We start from the raw sequence: 23835 nt of genomic DNA, 5'->3' as shown, positions 1-23835 counted from the left end.
AATTACAAATCAAACAGTTTTGATAATTCGTTGAGGTCGGTATCACTTAAATCATCAACATTGTCATTAGACACGTTATTGCGCTCTTTTAATTGCTCTGTAACAGCAAACAGTTGTTGTTTTACATCATTCAATAGATCTTTTGCATTTTTTGAAGAATAGAGTTCTTGAGGGTGCAGAAACTTAATCTGTAATTGACCTTCTGCGATACCTGCTGAAAAATCAAACGGACTAAACACTTTGCACTTTACATTTCTCGCTTCTTCAGCAATGTATCGGTAGGAATCGATGTGGTTAAAATTTTGCGTTACTAATTTGCCAATGTAATTGTAACTAATCGGAAATTGACTGAACATTTTCAGGCTTTCCACTTGTTTCAGGTACTTCAGTACACCAAACCCAATTCCAAAGTTTGGTGTTTCTCTTAGAGTTTCGATCAATTGAGAGGCATTCTTATCTCCTTTTTGAATTGTGAACTTTCTGGGATAGGAAGAGGTGAACCAACCCACAGAATCTGATAATGATATTTGATTGGGCAGTTCCCGACCGTTGTGTTCCAAACCCATCATGATCTCTGAGATCTCTAATTTTTTATTTATTGCCAATAAAAGAGAAGCCAAAACAATCTCTTCCATTTTATAAGATGAATCTTGACTAAACCGGATTAATTCTTTGGTATTCTCTTCGGTTAGCTCAATGGTTTCTTGTTCTAATTTATGCTCTCTGATATCCGATTCATAAAATGATTCCCAAAATTCCAGTTGACAATATTGATCTTCCCAAAAAGACAATTCATCATCAAAAAATCCATCTTCATTCAATTGTTCAAGATAGTTGGCGAACTGGCTATACTGATACGTTGGTTGCAGAACCGCTTTATTAGAAAGTTCCGCACTGATTTCTTGTAATATTTGATTGAAAGAAAAAAGATCCATTATAAGGTGATGGGCAATCAAGCGAACAGTAGTAGTCTGCTTTCCAGATAGTACAAGCACTTGAAAAAGATTATCTGCTGTTATATCTGTTTGCCGGATCAAGTTTTGGGTGAGTTCATGTTTGTCCCCCTGTTGAAAAAAGTGTAAAAATTGATGGGAACTATTCACAGATCTCTTTTCAGTAAATATTTGTTCATCATCATTGAAATAGGATCGTAAAGCCTGATGTCGCTGCATTATTGAATGAAACAGTTGCTTCCACTCATCTTCTGTTTTGTTTATATTTGTTTCAAACTCTAAAATTTGATGCCAATGATTGGGATGAGTCGTCATAAAATCAAAAAACCAATGCTGAATCGGACTTTTTGATGAAGTTGATGTAGCTTCTGGAAGGTCTTTCGTATTCCTTTTATTCTTTAAATAAGTAGAGATCTCTTTTATAGTTTGAGTCTCAAAAATTTGAGTTGGAGAAAGGTTGATCCCTTTTGCCTTTGCCTTTGAAACGACTCGAATGCTGCTAATTGAATCTCCGCCCAGGGCAAAGTAATTGTCGTTTACTCCTATATTTGATTGGCCTAATACCTCTTCCCAAATCTCGATCAGGTCCTTTTCTATCGTCGATAGTTCTTCGTTTTGCAATTTATCTTCCTCCCGATCTGTTTGAGAAGCTGTTTCCATCAGTTTCTTCTGATCAATTTTTCCATTGGGCAGTCGGGGAAATTCTTCAATCAACCGTATGGCAGAAGGAATCATGTAAACCGGCAGTAACTGTTTCAGCCTTTGTTGTAACTCTTTTTCTGAAATGCCGGGTGTTTGATGTTGCGTGACAAATGCGACTAATTTTTGTCGGCTATCGTCAAAAATTACAATTGCCCTCGTGATCTCATCGATTGAGGATAGGGCCTCTTCTATCTCTTTTAACTCTACCCGGTGCCCCCTGATTTTAACCTGGTTGTCGGCTCTCCCCCAAAAGTCAATATTTCCATCTTTTCTGAAGGAAGCCTGATCACCGGTTTTATAGAGTTTTCCATTCCCAAACGGGTTATTGACCCACTGATCATTATCTTCAGCTGCATTCCCAATGTATCCACTAGACACTCCTTCTCCGCCAATGTACAGATTTCCGGTCACCCCAACGGGTAGCCGGCGGTTGTTTTTGTCTAAAATATACGCCGTAGATCCGGGGATGGGATGACCAATGGGTACTCGAGTGACCGAGTCATCCAAGGATAATTTATGGGCAATGCACCAAACCGTTGCTTCGGTAGGGCCATATTCATTATAGAGATTCGTCGTTGGCAGGCTGCTAAAATGCTGTTCAACCGTACGGGTTGAACATGCCTCCCCGGCAACCATTACAACCTCCAGGCTCTTCAAAAGATTTACTTCCGTTTCGAGAAGCAGCACTTCATACAAGCTTGGCAAAAGCAACGTGTGACTTACTTTTTCATTGTGAATCACTTTGGCAACCTGCTTGATATCCTGCTCTGCTCTTTCCCGGGAAATCAGTAAATTACCTCCTGTTAACAGTGTCCAGTAGATTCCTGCAACGGAACTGTCAAAGGAGAAGGAAGAGAACAGCAGAAAACAGGATGGATTTACATTCTCATAAAAAATGGGGCGTGAAAATGTGGAATAGAATAAATTTTTGTGCGAGATGCTCACTCCTTTTGGCTTCCCTGTGCTTCCGGAAGTATAAATTACGTAAGCTTCATCGTCTATGGTATGGGATTTAATAAAACCGGATTCAGAAGTGTACACCCTCTCTATTATGTCAATCTCAATTTTTTTAATGTCTATATCTGAATCTAGATCTTCAATCAAATCAGATGATGTGATGACGAGTTCAATATTTGCATCCTTTATAATGTATTGAATACGATCTCCGGGATAAGATGGATCGAGCGGTACATAGCTGCAGCCGCTTTTCAGTGAACCCAGCATGGCGATTATCATATCAGCATTTCTGCCAAGGAAAAGCCCTACCCTTCCTCCGTTTTGCGAATACTCGTTTATTTTATTGGCTAGTGCAGTAGATCGATCATTCAGCTCTTGATAACTCATTTTGCCGTTCGAGTCGGTCACTGCCACTGCGTTTGAATGTTCAATTGCAATATTTTCGAACGCACGATCGATAGGAATGGGATCGATCTCAACGTCAGTTTCATTCCAGTTTTCAAATTGAGATTGTTCCTCCTCCGTCAGTATATCCAGCTCATCGATCTCTTGATCTAAATCTTTGACAACATCTTCCAATAATGTTTGAAAATGACCTTGCATTCGTTCAATCGTCTCCTCTTCAAAATAATCGGTTGCATATTCAAAAGTTATACTCAAATTCTTATTGTCATCTTCTACAAACATTGTCAAATCAAACTTTGCCACACCAATATCAAATGTCTCATAATCAAATTGTAAACCAGGCAAAGGTTGCTTTTCTTCTTCTTTGTGATGGAAGAGAAACATGGTGCGAAACAGAGGATTTTTGTGCACCTTCCTCTGTGTGGATAACTGACTGACGATCGTTTCGTAAGGGACCTTCTTGTAATCAAAAGCCTCTAAAACATCACGTTTAACTTCTTGTAGATATTCTTTAAAGGTTGCATCTGATTGAATATGAGTCTGCAATAGTACAGTCTCAATAAAAAAACCAAACAGCGATTCCCATTCTTTTCGGTTGCGATTGCTGATAGGTGTGCCAATATTTATTGTATCTGCTCCACTATATCGATGTAATAGAATATTATAGACTGCTAAGAAAAAGGTGAATAACGTAGTTTCTTGCTCTCTCGATGATTCTTTAATTTTTTTTGTGAGTTCAAGAGGAAGAACAATAGTGTTTATCTGCCCATTATGAGTAATCTCTGCAGGTTTTTTATCCACAGGCAGTACCGTTTCATCAGATGCATTAGAAAGCTTTTCTTTCCAATAATTAATTTCCTGTTCAGGAATGTCTATCTTACTCTGGTGATAACTATAGTCTAAATAATTATACTCATCTCCCAAAGTATCTTTCCCACCTTCTGAACCATTCTGGTTTTTATATTTCTCTAACAATTGCTTTCTAAAAATTCTCATTGACCACTCATCAGTGATGATGTGATGTAAGGTCAGCAATATCTTATGTTCAGTTTCAGATATTGAAACAATGGTTACTCGAAATAAACTATCCTGGGCAAGATCGAAAGAGTATCTCCCTTTTGCGAGGAAATACTCATTTAAGCTCTTTTGATTTGATATTTCTGATAGATCAACATGCTCGATTTGAACCTGATCTCCATCCTTATTAATGACTACTTCAGGTTCATGTTCACTGTTCAGTTTAAAGTTAAAAGAAAAAATTTCATGGTTTTGACAGACCTCATAAATACAATTTTTAAATTTTTCAATATCCCAATTCCCACGAAGTGTGTACAATTCTGAATAATTGTAAAATGGACTTGATGGATTTAATTGTTGTAAAAAAAATAACCTCTTTTGTCCATTTGATAATCGGTTAGGACGACTAGCCGGTTTTTTTTGCAGCTCATCAGAGTCGGACGCTTTTTGTTCCAGCCATTCTGCTAAGAGTTTCGACTTATCCATAAAATCAAGGTCTTATTATAAACCGACAATCGCCCGTACGGGAATATTCACATCAAAAAATCTTTCATAAGTCCAAATCAGTGACAATATGATCAACGCTGATGATGATAGAATCACAAAATAGGAGTAGAAGTTTGTTTTTCTCATAAAGAATAATACTGGAAATATAACGAGTATGATCAGTAATTGGCCAATTTCGACACCCAAATTAAAGCCAAATAGAGACAGAGCCATATACTCACCACTTAACCCTTTTTCAGCTAAAACTCCGGCAAAACCAAAACCATGAAAAAGCCCAAATCCAAGTGCAATTAACCACTCTTTATGATTAAAGACCGGTAGGATATTATGAAGTGCTGCCAAGGCAATGGAGAGTGCAATAATGGACTCTACAATTCGTGCATTCAGGTCAAAAACCCCAAGTGCTGCGAGGCTCAGTGTAATAGAATGCGCAATCGTAAAAAATGTGATCACCTTTACGATGTACCAAAAAGCAGGTTTAAATTTATCCACACCTTCCCACTGAGAGAATAATTCTGTGATCGAGGTACGATTTGGCAATCGATAAACCACAGCCGGCAATGCCAGGGCCATTATGAAAAAGATATGATCGATACCGATCCAGATGTGCCAAATGCCTAACTGAATCATGGCTATAAAGCCGTTCCAGGTATTCCCTTCAGATACATCTAAATTTACAGTTGTATTTTGGGGAGTAAAGATCGCTGAATGAATACTCTCATTGTCTATAATCCCTGCTTTCCAGTTGTACGCTTGTAAAAGGAGTGCGCGATGTTCATCGTCGATCTCGAAAAAGAGATCGTAAGTGATCTCTAAATTTTCTGGAGTTGTTGTCACATTATTTAATCTGAAGAGGATTCGGGAAAAAGTTCCCAGTGATCCGCCTTCGTTCAATACATCATAATCCACGAACGTGATGGAGTGATCACCCAGTTCAGAACGGATAGAAATATTTTCAAGGATATACTCATGGATTTGAGGAAGTATAGCTGCGAGGTCCTCTTTTGTAAAGTTTTTAGGAAGGTTTGTCCCCAATGCTGCATTCCACTCCTGGGCTTTGGCTTGCACATCACCTTCAATACCGTCCTGGTATGTTGAAAGGTACAGATAACTTTGATCCGGGTTATGCGCCTCTGCCAGATTAACTATTAAAAACAGACTTAGGGTGAGTAATATCTTTTTCATATTTCGATGTTGTGATCGTTTGTGTACCGATTAATTATTTTAATGATGATGTTAAACAATCATCCATTCAATTGACATTGCAATACCCTTCAGGTATACAATGATCTGTGAATATTTTTGCAGCCTTCATAGTATGTGATATCATCAATACTTTCAATTGATTTAATAAAGTCGTCACAGCTTATTTTTTTCTTATTCTCATCATCGTGCATCAAGTCATCGACGATACCATGCAAACAGCATATCCTATAGAAAAAGGGCTCATGCGAATATGAATTGTTATTTCCATATTTACAGAGCCCATTGTTATCTCATCTAATTAATTTCATCACTTTCACTTTATGCACTTTTCCATGGATTCTTTAGATTAAATCCTCCAGGTAAGTGAGAGTCGCACAGATCTTGGAATCACCGGATGAAAATGTATGTCGCCTACTTCTGGCCCCCCGCTTCGAAAGCGAGATGTATAGTAGTAACTGATATCCGTATTTGTCGTATCAAATACATTCAGCAGATTCAGATCTACTTGTACACTTCCAAAATCATAACCGGTCTTAATATTCAGCAGTGTTGTTGCATCCGATTTGATATCTCCCGTTTCAACCAACGGCCTCGGGCCAAAATGTCGCAAACGAAATGTATTCAACCATCCGCCTACAGGATTTACAGTTAATCCCCCTGTTATAATTCGCCCGATAGAGTTCGGAATTTGGTTGCTATCGGAGTCCAGTTCCCGGTATCGAGACTCTGTTAATGCAATATCAAGGTTGAATTTGAGCCATTCTGCAGGTCGATAATAGTTGGCCCATTCAAATCCAATATGTTCACTTGCATCACTGGCTTCCGTTCCACCGGCATCCCCCACAAATACGAGTTCAGAATCTAAACCAAGATAGAAGAAAGTAAGACTGGTTTGAAGCCCGCTAATCGCTGCCGTCCGGACACCCACTTCAGCACCATGTGTCCGTACCAGGGGATCTACTGTATCAACAGGCTCTCTCGTAACAGGATCAACCTGTATTGTGGTCCCGCGTGCATCATTGCTATGATATCCCATACCGGTATTGATATAGAATTCTGTATCGTTCCAGGGGCCCAATATTATGTTGAATTTGGGACTAAATATTGTATCAAATTCATTCCCAGAGTTCACATTTATATTGCTATTCACATTGAAGTAAAAAAGATCGGCTCTCAACCCTAGGTTCGTTTGAAATTTGTCCGTCCATTGCGTCTCGTTTTTAAAATGTACGCCAAGACTACTCTCTCCAATAATGTCATCGCGTACAGTATTCCATCGATCTCGACCTACCGTGTTATACAGACCGATTTCAAAAATTTGATCGTGGCGAAAATCTGCTCCCACAGTATTAATTGTGCGTCTTCCAAACCAGTTTGTAAACCACTCGTGTGAAATACGAGCTCCACTGTAAAACCTGCGATCGGCCTGCTCAAACTGATCTCCTCGTTCTGGATTCTCTAAGAAATAGGTAAAGTTTGAAAATAGATTAAGGCGATAATAGCTGGCATAAACCGTTGCTTCTGTGTTCGCATAAGATTCAGATGAATTCCACCAATTACCAATCAGTGTATACCGATCTGTCTCGCCTCCATCGGTAGAATCTATCACTCCAAATCTTGAAATATACCCGGTATCAACCGCTTCAAATGGGATCTGATCACTCGCTTTCCAGTCACTTTTGTACCCAAGCGCTGTCACAGCATATCCATTCGAGGAAGTTCCCCCGGAGAGTTTAACGACACCGCTGTATTGAATGGCATTCTCGGGAACGTCAAATGGTCCATTAAAATATTGTGTATTTAACGCATATAAGATTTCAGAATTTCCAATGCTTGAAGAGTTGGCATAGAGTCCGCGATAAAACTCATCCACACCTGCTTCTGTTTTCAGCATGGGACCATTCAGGGAACTAACTAAATCGATGTCGGCACTACCGGATGTAGCAAAATCGCCAACTTCTGAGTAATAGGGGCCTTTTCTGAATTCTACAGTATTGATTAATTCTGGAATGAGCAGGTTAAGATCCAAGTACCCCTGGCCATGGCCATGGGTTCGCAGATTCAAAGGCACACCCTCTAGAGACGCAGCAAAATCGGTACCATGATCCAGGTTGAAACCCCTCAGAAAAAACTGGTTTGCTTTCCCTGACCCACTGTGTTGTGTGGCAATTAAACCAGGAACTGTTTCCATCACTTCGCCTGTCCTCAACAGAGGGCGAGAGGCTAATTCAGCCATGCCAACTTTTCCCTGAGAAGCCGATTCCGAAACACCCACCAGATTTACAGCACGCCCATCAACGATGATCTCCTGCAATTCAGTGGATTGACCCGTAAGAGCAATCTCTACCCTCGTCACCTCACCTGCACTCACATCCACCGTTCGTATCTCTTCCCGGTATCCTATGATGCTAAATTGTATCTGGTAACTCCCGGCAGGAACATTTGCTATTGTAAAGGCACCGTCACCGAGGGTTGTCGTACCAAATCGAGTTCTATCAAGTAAAATATTGACGCCTATCAATGGTGAATCATTTAAATCTGATAAAACCGTTCCCGTAATGGTACCCGAATTTTGACTGCGAACCAGTTCAGATATGCCCAATAGAAAAACTCCTGTGAATATCAGAGTTTTAATATTCTTTAATATTTTGATGTTCCCAAATGTCAATTTAAGCCTATTCATAGGTGTGAGAAGTTTTGCTTTGAAGCCAAACTACAGCTTATTCAGGGTTATGTTATCTGTGGTTTTTGAGGTCAAGAAATTAACTCATTTACTCTATTCTTAACAACTGCATAAGTAAGGATGTAATGAGTCTTTATTTTTTCCTATAAAAATAATGGAACGTTAAATTGCAGGAATACAGTTCCTAAATTAGGTCATAATTCTGAAAAAACCTTAATGAATGAATATATGATGTTGGTTTACCGCAAAAAATATAGCGTAATAATCTGGATTTGTCATTCTTACGCGGAACTCTTCTCTTCATAGGTTATTCATTTGCTTCTTTTCAGAAAGATTTTACTGTTTAAAATAATTAGTGTTTACAGATTATTTTATTCTCGGATTAAATAACAGCTTTACATTCATAGTATCAATCAGATGAATGCTCTTTTTATTAAAAAATTATTAATTTTGTTTTTTTGTGATTCTGATATTAAAACCCAGAGCGATCTAATTCCGCGGATTTTTGATATTATTTGAGTATAATATCAAAGCCTTTACGTGTATGGACTAATTTTTTGTTTTTAATTTTTAGACACTATTTACGATGCATCGAACTTTATTACTGAAGGAAAAAGATCTTCAGGAGCTGATATATACTGTAGGAATTAATACAATTATGGACCTGCTCATTTCCAGGTTGGAAGAAGAAGTACGAAATTATGATCACGTACAGTTAAAAATTCCGGTTCGATCAGGCTTTAACTATAAACTACCAGAGCCGGGTTTGGTTGAGTGGATGCCAATCTATCAATCGGGTTCCGACATTGTTATTAAACTGGTAGGATACCATCCAAACAATCCAAGGAAATATCAAATCCCAACCATTGCTTCTACCATCTCCTCCTACAACACGTCCAAAGGTCATCTGCAAGGTTTAATGGATGGAGTTTTACCGACCGCTCTACGGACGGGGGCCGCATCTGCAGTAGCTACGAAGTATTTAGCCCATTCTTCGAGTGGTGTTTTAGGCCTTATTGGTTGCGGAGCACAATCTGTTACACAATTGCACGCGATTTCCAGAATCATGCAAATTGAAAAGGTCTTGATTTATGATGTCGATCCGAATTCCCAACAGAGTTTTAAAACTCGGGTCGATTTTTTGGATATAAAGTGTCCAATCATCGATTCATCGGTTCAAGAGGTTGTTCAAGAAAGTGACGTGATTTGCAGTCAAACCTCTATTGGAATTGGGGAGGGTCCCTTATTCCAGGATATTTCAACAAAACGCCATGTACATATCAACGCTGTAGGTTCCGATTTTCCAGGCAAAGTGGAGTTGCCTGTAGAACTCCTAAAAGATGCGTTTGTTTGTCCCGACTTTTTAGAACAGGCACTACAAGAAGGAGAATGTCAACAACTCCTTAAAGGCTACATTGGACCCGAGTTATACCAGGTAGTACAATATCCACTACAACACGAAACTTACAGAAACCAGGTATCAGTTTTTGACTCCACAGGTTGGGCATTGGAAGATATGGTGGTCTTTAACCTGTTTATGGATTTAGCAAAGAAACACAACGTCGGAGAGTTTATGCAGATTGAGTATGTACCCGATGATGCCAAAAATCCCTATGAATTTCTAAAAGTTGAGGTACAGGGATGAATTTTGATTTCCCCTCAGACTATTTAGAATATCAAAAAAAAGTAAAGGAATTTGCACAAAATCATCTGAATGACAATGTGCAACAACGTGATCGACAAAGTATTTTTGCTGAAGATTTATGGCAGAAATGTGCTGATTTTGGGATTCAAGGTTTAGCTGCACCTGCTAAATATGGAGGTAGCTTTGAAGACGTTAACCTTCAAAGAGCAACGTTAGCCATGAGCGGTATTGGCTATGGTTGTAAAGACAATGGCCTGGGTTTAACCCTGAATGCTCATATGTGGTCTGTGATGATGACAATCACAGAATTTGGAACCGAAACACAAAAAGAAAAATATTTACCAAAAATGAGCGATGGTACCTGGATTGGGTGTCACGCTTTGTCCGAAGAAGACTCCGGTTCTGATGTGTTTAACATGCAAACCACTGCCATTCGTGAGGGAGATTATTATGTGTTAAATGGCAAGAAAGTTTGGGTCACCCTATCCCCAAATGCTGATATCGCCATTGTATTTGCCCTTACCAATCCAAAGGTTGGGAAATGGGGTGTTTCGGCCTTCATTATCGAGAGTGACACGGAAGGATATAATCCCACATCAAACCAGGGAAAAATGGGAATGCGCACTGCTCCCTTCGGGTCTATCACTTTCAATGATTGTAAAGTACCTGTGGAAAATAGAATTGGAGAAGAAGGCGCAGGTATGAGCATTTCCAATTACTCTCTCGAATACGACCGATGTTTTATCTTGGCTTCTGTCATTGGAGCGATGGAGCGACAAATTGAAGAGGCTGTTGACTATGCTAAAAAACGTAAACAATTTGGTAAACCCATTGGTGAGTTTCAAGCAGTGAGTCATCGAATTGCAGATATGAAGCTGCGCCTTGAAACATCAAAATTATTACTCTTTAAACTAGCCTGGCTTAAGGATAATGGAGAAAGTGTCCCCATGGATTCTGCACTTTTAAAACTACAGTTGAGTGAATCTGCTGTGTCCAATAGCCTGGATTTTATCCGTATTTTTGGAGCCAAAGGCTATGTAAGCGAGTTTGGTATTGAAAGAAACCTCAGAGATGTCGTCGGATCTTTAATTTTAGCAGGTACTTCTGATATTCAAAAAAACATTATTGCAAAAATGTTAATGTTTTAAGTGATTTATACGATTAGTCAAATATTCCCGCAATCGGCCCGCAAAGTCCCTGGCAAAACGGCTTTCAAATCTGGAAATGAGTCGGTTAGGTATTCCGAGGTCGATCAAAAGACAAATCAGATAGCAAATTTCTTAATAGACAAAGGTTTAAAAAAGGGAGACCGTGTGGGTGTTTTGCTGAACCGAAATGTGAAAAGTGCACTTGCTGTTCATGGGATCTTAAAGGCTGGTGGTGTATTTGTACCTATTGATACAGACGCACCCGTTAAACGAATTCAATACATCCTGGACGACTGCAACATTAAAATTATCATCAGCGAACAGACATTTGCAGAGATTTGTACATCTGCCATACAATCCATTTCCGAAAAACTTACTCTCCTTGGTTTAGATACAACTCACCCAACTCATTCTTCTTTTTCCTGGGACATCTTGAACACCTATCCGTCGCAACTCCCTGATTTAAAAATCCTCAGTAGTGACCTGGCTTATATCATGTATACCTCCGGTACGACCGGATTTCCAAAAGGAATTATGCATACTCATTATAGCGGCCTGAGTTATGCAAAGCTAAGTAAGGCATTGTATGATATTTCAGACAGTGATACTGTAGCCAACCATTCTCCGCTCCATTTTGACATGAGTACGCTTGGTTATTTCACAGCCCCTCTGGCAGGTGCAACGTGTATCATTCTGGGAAAACAGTATTCTATATTTCCCGCTAGTTTGAGCCAGTTGATAGAGCAAGAGAAAGTCACGGTTTGGTATTCTGTTCCATTGGTCCTGCAACAGCTGTTGGAACGGGGAGATCTGCAAAGCCGAGACCTGTCATCTTTGCGCTGGATTTTATTTGGGGGTGAACCCTTTTCGGTTTATCAACTCAATCAATTCCTGGATCACTGTCCGAATGCTTTTTTTTCAAACGTGTATGGGCCTGCAGAAGTCAATCAATGCACCTTCTATAATCAAAACCAAAAAGTTGAAAACTACGATTCTGTACCACTGGGTAAGGTATGGGACGACACTGAACATCTAATACTGGATAAAAATAATGCAGCCGTAAAACAGGGAGAGATCGGTGAATTGCTCATCCATTCATCAACCATGATGCGTGGATACTGGAATAACCAGGAACGTACCCAAAAGTCAATTCTTGAACTTGAAAGCGCCTCAGGTTTGAAAAAAAAGTTCTATAAAACCGGAGACCTTGTTAAGGAGGATCAAGATGGTCTGTTGCATTTTATCGGGCGAAAAGACAGGCAAATTAAAACAAGAGGTCACCGGGTAGAATTAAATGAGGTTGAGGAAACCATCGCCAGGTATGCTGAGATAAAACATGTAGCATGTTATAGTTGTAAACTCGATGAAATTAATGAAATATTTGCTACTGTTGTCTTAGAGAAGGATGCATCATTAGATGAATTACAACAAAATATTCATAAATCATTACCGAAATATTCGATACCAAAGTTAATTTTGGAAACTGATGAGATTCCCAGGACGTCGGCAGGAAAAGTAAACTACAAGGCTCTTATACATAACATTGAAACCATTTATGATTCAAAAAATTAAAGCATTCATCCTAACTGATATTGCAAATGATCCAAATCTCTCCATTTCGGATGATGATGATCTGCTTGGTTCAGGCATTATCGATTCTATGGGAATTATGAAGTTGGTAGCTTTCATTGAAAATGAGGCAGGTGTGAAGATCCCTCCTGGCGAAATTGTCATTGAAAATTTTATGAACTTAAACGCAATTGAACAATATTTAGAGAAAAAACAAGATTAATTGATGGACAGAAGATATACACTCACTTCTCAGCAGCTATTGATCTGGCTAGGACAAAAATTACAGCCTGATCTTCCAATCTATAATGTAGCTTTTACGTTTACATTCCATCAGAGACTCGATGCCGATCGATTCAATGACGCATTCAATAAACTTTTGCAAACGCATCAATCCCTGCGAACTGTATTTATTGAGCAACGGGATAAGCCTGTTCAATATGTAAATGATTACCAGCCTGAAAAACTGGAAGTGATTGATATCGAGGATTTTTCTGACACTGAAATTAAAACCTGGCTGGATAATCGTGTCCAGAATAAATTTAACCTGGAAAAAAAATGTTTTGATTCAGTTTTATTGCAGGGGAAAAATAAAAGTTTTTGGTTTTTTAACTTGCATCATATCATCACCGATGCCTGGTCCTTTACGCTTTACTTTAAGGACTTAAAGTCTTTTTACTTTCATGAAAAGTCAGAAGTAAGCTCTCATCAATACGAAGACTATATCTCATTTGAGCAACATGCAGATAATAAAACATCCATATCATACTGGGAGGAAAAATCAGAACCGTCCAAACGAATTGAGTTATTTCCCTTACAAGCTGGCAAAGAAAGCACCAGCACCCGCGAACATATCGATTTAGGTGAAAACCTGACAAAAAAACTCTCTGCACTGGCAGATCATCAAGACTTCAAAAGCTTAACGAAAGAGCTATCACTGTATCAGCTTTTTATGACCGCAATTTTTTCCGTGGTTTATAAAATTTCTTCCACACGGGATCTAAGAATCGGTACACCTTTGCACAGCAGAGTTAAGCCGGAGTACAAGAACACAACAGGTTTATTTCTGGATTTCTTTCCGGTAAACATCAAGATCGAAGAAAATGAGAGTTTTCAAACTCTCTATAAAAAAGTACAAAATCAGGTCTTTGAACTGCTGAAATTTGCAAAACCAGGTGCAACCAATGCAAAAATACGGAGTGGTTTCAATATAGTCCTCAACTATGCCAATCAGTCTTTCGGCTCTTTTAACGGCATAGAATTTCAATCAAAATGGTTGAGTAATGGATTTATTGATCAAACCGATCAACTGCGTGTACAGGTTCATGATTTTGACGGAACGGGAAATTTTCATCTCTGTATCGATTTTAATGATCAGTACTTCACTCCTAAAAACCGAAAGGATTTCATTACTTACCTAAAGGCTACTTTAGATAAGCTCTCGTTAAATCCTGAACAAGTTCTGAATGAAATCCGGTTAACTCCTGAGATCGAAAAACTACTTTCCTACTCCTTCACAGAAACTGAAGGAAATGTGTTGGAGCATTTTCTTCACCACGTGGATACCAACCCAAATGGGATTGCACTTGTGCAGAGCGAAACAGAACTTTCCTATCAGGACTTGTTTCAAAAAGCATCGAGTATCGCGGCATATTTACAGTCCAAAGGAGTTCAAACACAGGAAAAAGTTAACCTCCATCTTCCCAGAAGTATAGAGTATGTTGAAGCCCTGTTTGGTGTATTGTTCAATAATAACTGTGCGGTTCCGATCCCAATTTCGACCCCTGTATCAAGAGCTGAGTATATCAAAGAGGATACAAATGCAGCACTGACAATAGATTTAGCCATAATACAGGAGATCGAAGAACAGGAATTATCAGAATGCACGATTCAAAAAATAGATCCAAGCGATCCCATGTATGTGATCTATACATCAGGCAGTACAGGCAATCCTAAAGGCGTGGAGGTTCGTCATCATTCGTTTGCAAATTATATATTTTGGGCTAACGATTTCTATTTGAACAAAGCGCCTGTTCACTCACCATTGTTTACCTCTATCGGTTTTGATTTAACACTCACTTCATTGTTTTTGCCCCTGATCTCAGGTGGAGTTAGTACCGTTTATCCTGAAAATGAAAAAGAAGAGATCGTTGATCTAAAATCGGTTTTTAATCATCAAAATTTTAACCTTATTAAAGCTACTCCAACTCACCTGGAGTTAGTGAAAAATAATCTTCCCTACCATTCCAACCTACAAGCTCTTATCGTTGGCGGAGAATCGTTCTCCACAGCCCTGGCCGGTCGCTTTCAAGAATCATATGGCAATCAACTCAGCATTTATAACGAATATGGGCCTACAGAAGCTACCGTGGGATGCATATTTCACAAATTTGATCCGGAAACAGATACCAGTTCTGAAGTGCCTATCGGTAAACCGATCAGGAATATGCACGCAGTTTTATTTAATGAAGAATTGAAACCTGTATTGCCAAATACCACCGGCGAAATCTACCTGATGGGCCATGGCGTCGCAAAAGGATATTTGGGAAATGACTCCCTTACAGAAGAAAAATTCATTGAACATGAACTGTTTCCAAACCAACGATTATATAAAACCGGTGATTACGCACGCATCAGTGAAGAGGGTTATTTTGAGTTTTTGGGCAGAAAAGATGACCAGGTTAAACTCAATGGGTATAGAATAGAACTCGGGGAGATAGAAACTGCAGTTGCTAAGGTCACAGAATCGACTCAAACAGTAGCTATGGTTTGGGATAACGATATTCGAAACAAAGCTGAAAACCTGTTTTATTGTACCTCATGTGGCCTGCCCTCCAATTATCCCTCGATAAGTTACAATTCGGAAGGTGTCTGTTCCCTGTGCCAAAATTTTGATAATTACCAGTCTCAGGTATCCCATTACTTTCGAACCATGGATGATCTGAGAGAGTTGATCAACAGACGAAAAAGAAGTTACAGCGAGTATGATTGCATCATGCTTCTGAGCGGAGGAAAGGACAGTACGTATGCACTCGCGAAGCTGAAAGAACTTGGTTTTCGTGTATTAGCCTACAATTTCGATAATGGTTTTATCTCTGAAGAAGCTCTCGATAACGCTCGTAAAATTTGCAATGATCTTGGCGTGGATCTGCTGATCGATTCCACAGATGCTATGAACGAGATTTTTGTGGATAGTTTACAGCGACACAGCAATGTTTGCAACGGATGCTTCAAGGCCATTTATACATTGAGCACGCATGTAGCTTTGGAAAAAAATATCCCCATCATTGTAACGGGTTTATCCAGGGGACAGTTTTTTGAAACCAGGCTCAGTGAAGAACTCTTTAAAAGTAATACGAGTATAAAAAATATTGATGAAATTATTTTAGAAGCTCGCAAAGAGTATCATCGCATCGACGATGCTGTATCAGAGCACCTGGATGTCTCTATTTTTGAGAATGATGAAGTGTTTGAGAAGGTTGAATTTGTAGACTTTTATCGTTTTTGCGACAGCAGTTTGGCTGAAATGTATAAGTATTTGGATGAAACATTGGGCTGGAAGCGACCCACCGATACCGGCAGGAGCACAAATTGTCTAATCAATCAATTGGGAATTTATGTCCATAAGAAGAAGGAAGGATACAGCAACTATGCATTCCCATACAGCTGGGATGTTAGAATTGGTCATAAAACAAGGAAGGAATCGATCGATGAAATTAATGAAGAGATTGACGAGGCAGAAGTTTTTAAAATGATGGACGAAATTGGCTATGATTTTGACCCGTCTCATTTGACGAAGGGGATCGTTGTTTACTATACAGGAAAACGTTTTGATGACGAGAAACTGCAAAATGAACTCTCCAATTTTTTGCCAGGATATATGATTCCAAACCGGTTTATTCATGTTGAAGAGATTCCCGTAACAGCTAATGGAAAAGTAGATAAAGCAAAATTTCCCGACCCTAACTCGCAATTTACCAATACAAGCACTTACCAGGCTCCCAGGAATGATTTAGAAGCAATGATTTCCCTTACTTGGCAAGAAGTCCTTCAAGTGAATGAAATTGGCGTATTTGATAGTTTCCTGGCGCTCGGCGGCAATTCTCTGGCCGCTATTCGTATCACATCGCGAATGGAGGAAAAGCTAGGTTTGGAAATTCCGCTTCGGGAGCTTTTTGAGCATCCAACCATAGCCGGTTACAGCGACTCCATAGCCAATATCATACAATCCAAGCTCAATTAAAGACAAGAGTATTCGTAGTGGTTATGTTTTTAAAAGGTATGCTCTTTACCGGTTTTTAAGTCTTGTGATGATTAGAAGATGACGGAGACCAAATTCTATTTGTTTCACCTATAAATGTGTAAGATCAGACTGAGGTTAATGACATTCCATTTATTCAACTCCCAAACTTTTTACAGGTAACATTCAATTAAATAGTACACAGGAATTAATTGTCCGTTATTTCTCTTCTCGTATCTGTAGAATCATTAAGTTCAAAAGAAAAAGAAGATTGATGAGCTAAATTGACTAAGTAAAAAAACCATGAAAAGAATAAAAAGAACAGAAGCTTATGAAATTTCATTAGTCATTAAGGATGATCAGTTTATTAACCCACCAAAACTTGCGCAACGTAATGCTGTGATTAACAGAGCTCTTAAGGAATTTTGTGCAGATCTCAATGCGCTTAATGAGCAAACTAAAAATTTTGTTCCCGGCGAAACATCTGCTAATGACTTTGTTGGTTTTGCAGAACGTGAACAAGCTCAGCTATCTGATCAAGAGATTATGGAAGATTGGCAAATCCCCTTGATGGAGGCTATGGCAAAAGCCATAACAAATCGGGGAGGTGACATTCTTGAAATCGGGTTTGGTCGCGGGGTTTCAGCTGAAATCATTCAAAAATATCCCATTGAGTCACACACTATCATTGAATGTAACGCTAATGTTATTGAAGAATATTTTAACCCGTGGAAAGCTACGTATCCGGATAAAGACATACGATTAGTTGAAGGGTTATGGCAAAATACCATTGACGATTTGGGAAGTTTTGACGGCATTTTTTTCCATACCTATCCATTAAATGAAGATGAGTACATGGAATACGTTCATGCCAGTATAACATTTGCTGAACATTTTTTTAGTTATGCATCAGAACATTTAAAACCTGGTGGGGCATTTACATATTTTTCAAACGAAATACAGTCAGTAGGCAGAGAGCATCAACATTTATTATTGAAGCATTTTTCTTCATTTAATGTGAGCGTATTGCCTTTAAATTTGCCGGAAAATGTTAAAGATACTTGGTGGGCAGATTCAATTGTGGTAATTAAAGCAATAAAATGATGTCAGGAAATCTAAAACCCTCGACGGTGTTCGCTTGCAGCGAATGCCTTATATGCTTCTTTCTTCTATAACTTAACATAAAATCTTTTTATATCACGATGATTAAGTGATTCTATATTAGTCCAAGTAGCACTATAATCTCCGAAATACTCATTTTAAAGTGCCCATGATCATTATCCCTGTTAAACAACATGATCAAATTCGCTGCGCGGCCAGCTGTTGTTTCAAGGAATACGATGAAAGCCAATACAAGCAATCTTGAATCATATTTATAAAATTATTGTCCGAAAAGTCGTTTAAATTAGGTGAGTATTCAAGAATTAAAGCGGTGTATTTTTAGATATTCCAAGCCCTATTTTGTATATTCTAACTTCATAAATAACAGTTAGATAATATGTTTAAAAAGTCTCCAAAACACCCCCAGATTGACCTGTTATCCTCGGCTGGCCAGCATCTCGATGAGCGCCGCCAGCGTCAGCTTCGCGATCCCCATCGATGGCATAACTCCTTTTACGAACACGTATTCAGTCAAATCGATGAATCGATCTTCCATGTTCTGTTTGACCAGCAGATGGGCGCACCCAACGCCCCGGCCCGGCAGCTGGTGGGGATGATGATCCTTAAAGACGGATTTGGATTCAGCGACGAGCAGCTCTTTGAAGCCTGCCGGTTCCACCTGCTGTTCCGCCAAGCCCTGGGACTTGTCAATCTCAATGACCCATCTCCCACCGAATCTACCTATTATCTGTTTCGAAAGCGTATCTATGAGTATGACCGCGAGTACGGCACGGACCTGCTTGGCCGGGTGTTTGGGGCCATGACCAGTGATCAGATTCTTGAGTTTGATGTTGGCGGGCAGCAGATTCGTATGGACAGCAAACTGATCGGCAGCAATATCGCCAGTTTTTCCCGCTTTGAGCTGGTCTTCCGGACGCTGAAGGTGTTTTGGCGAAGTCTTTCCGAACAGGCTCAGGAAATTGCCTCCCAATCAGTGTACCAGGCGATGCAAGAGCTGGCCGCCGAGGACGCTCAGAGCACCGTTTACCGCTCCACCCACCAGGAGATTCAACAACGGCTGGAAGACCTTGGAGGCCTGGTGGTCAGTCTTCTGGATACGTACAGCTGCGAGGACAGTTCTAAATACGATCTTTTGAAGCAGGTTTTTACCGAACAATATACGGTCGATGAGGATGATGATGATTCAGGGCAGGTGAGCGCACGGGATACCCAGCAGATCACCGCCGACAGCATCCAGTCGCCTGATGATCCGGAGTGTAGCTACCGGCGTAAAGGCGGCCAGGCGGTCAAAGGCTACACCGTGAACCTGACCGAGACAATTGACGAGGAACAGGAGTTACAGTTGATTACCGATGTGCACCTTGCCCCGGCCGATTGCAGCGATGCGGACCTGCTGGGCCCGGCCATTGAGGCCACCGAGCAGCGTACCGGCCGCCACGTGGACACCTGCTATGCCGATGGGGCCTACAACCGAAGCCTGGACAAAGACCAGCAGGCCGGCCAGCAGCATGTGGAGATGGTATTGAGTGGAATTCAGGGCGCCCCCTCCCGCTTTGAACTTACCGAAACCGAGCAGGGGGTAACCGTGTATGACACGAAAACCGGAGCAACTTATCAGGCGGAGCCGGCTCGCCGGCAGAAAAACACCGCCGAACAGCGATGGAGAATCCGGCTGGACGAGGGGCAACAGTACCGGTATTTCGGGTCGTCGGCCATTCGGGCCTCAGCCCGGCGGCAGGCAATAGCCGAGCGCCCGGCGAGCGAACGCAACAAACGTAATAATGTGGAGGCGAGTATCTGGCACCTGACCCACACTTTGCGTTCCGATAAAACGTGCTATCGGGGATTAATCAAACATAAATTATGGGCATGGTGTCGGGCCATATGGGTGAATATGAGGCGTATTCAGCGATACATAAGCCAATTGGATGAATCAGACGAACAAACTGGGTACAATACCCCGAAAACTGTTCAAATAGCCTGATCGAAGTAGGCTAAACTATGTAATGATCAAAAATTTAGCTTTTCAAAAATATTTCTTAAACCAAAGCCGTAAACTAATTAATGCTAAATCCACACTTTTTTAATTAAAATCTAACCGGTAAAAACGTTATGTCGTATTTGAATATTTACATAAAAAAACAATTATCCAGGCTTTTTTATCATTTCGAATATGAAATAATAAGTGTCGATCCTTCCCGATATCGACCAAGGTATAGCCTGATCAATATTCCCGCGGTGGAGTCAAAACAGATAGGCAAAATATTGCTGGAATTCAGTGAAGAAATGGCTCGTGACCCTACTTTCCGATTTAAAGCCTTAAAAAATTATCTTTCAGATGACAGAGTTTACTTTTTTTTTGAACTAATGGCATTATGCAGGGAGTACGAAATTGAAATGGATGACCAATCGGTGGCTGACATAGGCTCGGGTATGGGTTATATATTGAGATGTATAAAAAATGAATACACCCCAGAATCTCTAACGGGTTATGATACCTTCGAGCAAATGCTTCCACTTTCCCGAAAATTCTGTAAGGAAGCAACCTTTCAGCCCACCGGTCTTTTCGAAATGGAAGCAACCTATGATATTATATTTTGTACCGAGGTAATCGAACACCTGGTTCATCCCTGTAGAGCTGTAAAAAAGCTATTTGGCATGCTTAATCCAGGAGGTACACTGATTAACACCATACCGGATGGCAGAAAAGATACTTTGCCAGCCATAAAAATCAGGGCTGACGGCACCGCTTATTGGGACATATTATTTTCTGGAGTCCAGAAAATTGGCCTGTTTTCCTCCAGGAGCAACTTCCTTCATCCAAAGAAATCAAAACAGGATTGTTAAACCCCTCGAAACTGTATGGAATAATAGAAAAATAACGTGAAACTATCCCTATTCCAAAGTCTGATTCAATTCAACCGGGTATTTTAAAAAAAGTAATTTGTTTTTGTTTCTTCCATGCGTTTATGAATGCTACAAGACTCAAGTCAGATAGATAGCGATTCTGATTAATACTATAAAGAGAATATTAATCAGGAGTGACTATTGAATGAACTGACCAATGGGAATCATTTTTTTACTCCCACAAATGTGTTTAGATGGTGTTGAGTTGCAAATAGTATACCATGCAAACGAACTGGCTAACATTTGAAGGCCTCATATTTATCATTTTCAGCCAATTTTCCTACATGAGAAATAGCAATATTTGACGACTCAATAAAATTACCAAACGCTTTTTCAGGCTGTCGGTTTTTATTAACTATTGATAATCGATCTATTTTATTGGTCCCAATCCAGGGTTTAAAACCCTGCACTTTCAGTGCAGAACTTTAGTGTTTCGAAAAATGTAAAGAATGGTATTTTGTGTTATGGAGAAACCATTGCGCAAAGGCAGCCATACGGTAAGTCGTTTGACGTGTCACATCGTTTGGGTAACCAAATATCGATACCATGTACTGAAAGGAGACATTCAACATTGGTGTCGTGAGTTAATCATATAGGTATGTAATGTGGAAGAGATTCAGATATTGAAAGGAGTAGGGAGTAAAGATCATGTACACATTCATATTGAATATCCACCGAGGACATCGATTGCCGAGTTGATCAAGCGCATGAAGGGTCGGGCATCTCGTTTGCTTCAGAAAGAATTTCCTGACTTAAAGCATCGATATTGAGGAAAGCATTTTTGGGCAACTGGCTATGGAGCTGGAGTACAGGAAACATAACTGATGAGATGTTACAGGAGTAACTGGAGCATCATAGAAGGAAAGACGGCAATGATGACTCAGATTTTATATTGGAGTAGGACTTTTAGTCCTCATCCCAAACCTCTGTACTTTTAGTGCAGGATGGTTTAGTCAATTCAATTTTCATAATATCGGTCAGTATCGCTTTCCTTTATTTTCTCTTAATTTGAACGAATAACATTCAATAAGTCTTAATTATCATAATGTGATAATGTTTGAGTGTAAGTATACATTGTGTCTCCGTTTTTGATTTGTGTTAGCGTTAAACGAAGATTTGTTTGTACAAAAAAAATAAGTCATTGCGGTGCAACGGATTAACAGAAGGAAGGTGGGTTCAGGAAGATTCGAACTGCCGACCTCATCGATGTGTTCTAAGAAACTACGCTATGAAATTTTGCTGATTTTAAATATTCCAATAGAATAAGTTTAACTGATAGTAAAATAGCAATATATATGTCGGGTTGAAGATATTTCACAAGCAAGTCTTATCTACTTCCTTGAAATATAGGCAATTACTTCATCAGTAAGATCATTAAAAAACGGTTCTCTAAATTGAATCTGCCACATAAAAACACTTGGTTTGGTATTTAGCTCAACAATCAGCGGAGTTCCGTTTTTAGTAATAGCTATATCCCAGGCGGCAAAATCATGATAAAACAGGTTTTTATGGGCTTCCTTGCAGAGAGCAATCGCTTCCTGGTAATGAGGTACTTTTCCGAAATTTTTGAATTCAATGCCTGTATTCATATGCCTGGTGAATGTTTCAAGTCTTCTGTTAAAAGCAATATCACATAGCTCAAAACTATGTCGATCAATACTACAAAGCACACCATTTCCAGTATTGTCGGCATCATTATTATCAGCTCCGAATTTGATAGCACCGTTTATAAAATGCACTTCATCATAAAGTCTAACTGTAAATATTCTCAATGTATTTACTGAGTTCGGATGTACCTCTGCAATTTTTGGATGCTGTTCTATTGTGTACTGGACAATGAAATTAATTCCCATTCTTGAGATAAACTCATCGAATGAGTACGGCTTATCCTGAATGATTACGTTATCATCTCTAAGAGTTAGTTTACACGCCCCCTTACCTTGAAATAATGTACTCGGCTTTGCAAATTTTTTGGTTTGATCATCAAATAACATTGCCTTGGCAGTATTTTTATCAATCAATTGATTTTTTTTATTAAAAAACCTTCCGTTCACAACTTTAAAAACTGTTTGTGGCAGATACTGCTTACCAATATAAGAATCGAGGAAATTTTTATCGCTAATGAGTGGTTCCTGATAAACAGATGGATTTAATGATTTTTGAAAATATTTCCACCAGATACCGTGAGTAATATATCTGGGGTCAAAATTTTGACTGAGAGTAGAAAAGATATGATGCCAAACAGGATTTATATAAATATCCAGTTTATTTCTCCAGTATAACTTAACCTCTTTAGAATAGGCTTGATTTATATCAGATTTTAAAGGAAGCGATTTGTAACTTCGATGAAGTTTATTTTTTAAAATATAAGACTGTAAAGGTTCAAAAATCTTTACAGTAATGTTTGATGGATTGTTTAGCATGTACTTGCATATAGTAAACAAAGCTAACTCGATTTTCTTCTTTAGCCAATACAATGCTCCTACTCCCCGAAATTATATGAATGATGTGGGTCAGATATTTGTGGGTTCAGGCAGATTCGAACTGCCGACCTCATCGATGTCAACGATGCGCTCTAACCAACTGAGCTATGAACCCTTATTTGTTCTTCGTTAATTGGATAAAAAATATGAATCAACAAATTACTATTCAACGATTATACAATTACTCCATAAACGAGTAAACGAATATACCAATCACTACGACTGAAATGCAATAGAAATACCGGATGTTTCTTTCAGCTAATGAGTAAGCTTTGTATCTTAGCTATTCTT

The 23835-nt window shown here is 39.4% G+C and carries 12 protein-coding genes, 1 tRNA gene and 1 pseudogene; 9 read left to right on the top strand and 5 right to left on the bottom strand.

The window, feature by feature from the left end; translation table 11 throughout:
- Positions 1 to 2: 2 nt before the first annotated feature.
- The 3 genes from U5K72_10985 to U5K72_10975 form a co-directional block, all read right to left on the bottom strand.
- Complete coding sequence (locus tag U5K72_10985; protein MDZ7719328.1) at positions 3 to 4520, bottom strand: amino acid adenylation domain-containing protein; 4518 nt, start codon at positions 4518 to 4520, stop codon at positions 3 to 5.
- 15 nt (positions 4521 to 4535) lie between these two features.
- A complete protein-coding gene (locus U5K72_10980; protein ID MDZ7719327.1) occupies positions 4536 to 5726 on the bottom strand; it encodes a HupE/UreJ family protein in 1191 nt (396 codons plus the stop codon).
- A gap of 367 nt (positions 5727 to 6093) precedes the next feature.
- On the bottom strand, positions 6094 to 8430 hold the full coding sequence (locus U5K72_10975; GenBank protein MDZ7719326.1) for a TonB-dependent receptor: 2337 nt from the start codon (positions 8428 to 8430) through the stop codon (positions 6094 to 6096).
- A 586-nt stretch (positions 8431 to 9016) separates the two neighbouring features.
- Between U5K72_10975 and U5K72_10970 the strand changes: the two genes are divergently transcribed.
- From U5K72_10970 to tnpA, 9 genes and pseudogenes are all read left to right on the top strand, one after another.
- Positions 9017 to 10075, top strand: coding sequence for a hypothetical protein (locus tag U5K72_10970; GenBank protein MDZ7719325.1), 1059 nt, complete (start codon positions 9017 to 9019; stop codon positions 10073 to 10075).
- Positions 10072 to 11223 (top strand): acyl-CoA dehydrogenase family protein, encoded by a 1152-nt coding sequence (locus U5K72_10965; GenBank protein ID MDZ7719324.1) that lies wholly within the window; start codon positions 10072 to 10074, stop codon positions 11221 to 11223. Before U5K72_10970 ends, U5K72_10965 begins: the two co-directional genes overlap by 4 nt.
- Positions 11224 to 12795 carry an amino acid adenylation domain-containing protein gene (locus U5K72_10960; protein MDZ7719323.1) on the top strand — a complete coding sequence of 524 codons (1572 nt, stop codon included), beginning with the start codon at positions 11224 to 11226 and terminating at the stop codon, positions 12793 to 12795.
- Positions 12779 to 13015, top strand: coding sequence for an acyl carrier protein (locus tag U5K72_10955; GenBank protein MDZ7719322.1), 237 nt, complete (start codon positions 12779 to 12781; stop codon positions 13013 to 13015). Before U5K72_10960 ends, U5K72_10955 begins: the two co-directional genes overlap by 17 nt.
- A 3-nt stretch (positions 13016 to 13018) precedes the next feature.
- Positions 13019 to 17035, top strand: coding sequence for an amino acid adenylation domain-containing protein (locus tag U5K72_10950; GenBank protein MDZ7719321.1), 4017 nt, complete (start codon positions 13019 to 13021; stop codon positions 17033 to 17035).
- 300 nt (positions 17036 to 17335) lie between these two features.
- Positions 17336 to 18136 carry a class I SAM-dependent methyltransferase gene (locus tag U5K72_10945; GenBank protein MDZ7719320.1) on the top strand — a complete coding sequence of 267 codons (801 nt, stop codon included), beginning with the start codon at positions 17336 to 17338 and terminating at the stop codon, positions 18134 to 18136.
- Between the two features lie 394 nt (positions 18137 to 18530).
- The gene (locus U5K72_10940; protein MDZ7719319.1) at positions 18531 to 20138 is read left to right on the top strand and encodes a transposase; all 1608 of its coding nucleotides are present in this window, start codon (positions 18531 to 18533) and stop codon (positions 20136 to 20138) included.
- A 137-nt stretch (positions 20139 to 20275) separates the two neighbouring features.
- Complete coding sequence (locus tag U5K72_10935; protein ID MDZ7719318.1) at positions 20276 to 21001, top strand: methyltransferase domain-containing protein; 726 nt, start codon at positions 20276 to 20278, stop codon at positions 20999 to 21001.
- Between the two features lie 524 nt (positions 21002 to 21525).
- A pseudogene (gene tnpA, locus U5K72_10930) lies at positions 21526 to 21905 on the top strand (IS200/IS605 family transposase).
- A 487-nt stretch (positions 21906 to 22392) separates the two neighbouring features.
- Here the strand turns inward: tnpA and U5K72_10925 are convergent.
- Together U5K72_10925 and U5K72_10920 are read right to left on the bottom strand one after the other, a co-directional pair.
- Positions 22393 to 23484, bottom strand: a complete 1092-nt coding sequence (locus U5K72_10925; protein MDZ7719317.1) for a sugar-transfer associated ATP-grasp domain-containing protein — start codon at positions 23482 to 23484, stop codon at positions 22393 to 22395.
- 101 nt (positions 23485 to 23585) lie between these two features.
- A tRNA-Val gene (locus tag U5K72_10920) sits at positions 23586 to 23659 on the bottom strand.
- Positions 23660 to 23835 lie beyond the last annotated feature (176 nt).

This window comes from Balneolaceae bacterium, from assembly GCA_034521495.1.
Classification (GTDB): Bacteria; Bacteroidota; Rhodothermia; order Balneolales; family Balneolaceae; genus Rhodohalobacter.
This window is presented reverse-complemented; position numbering and strand designations above follow the sequence as displayed.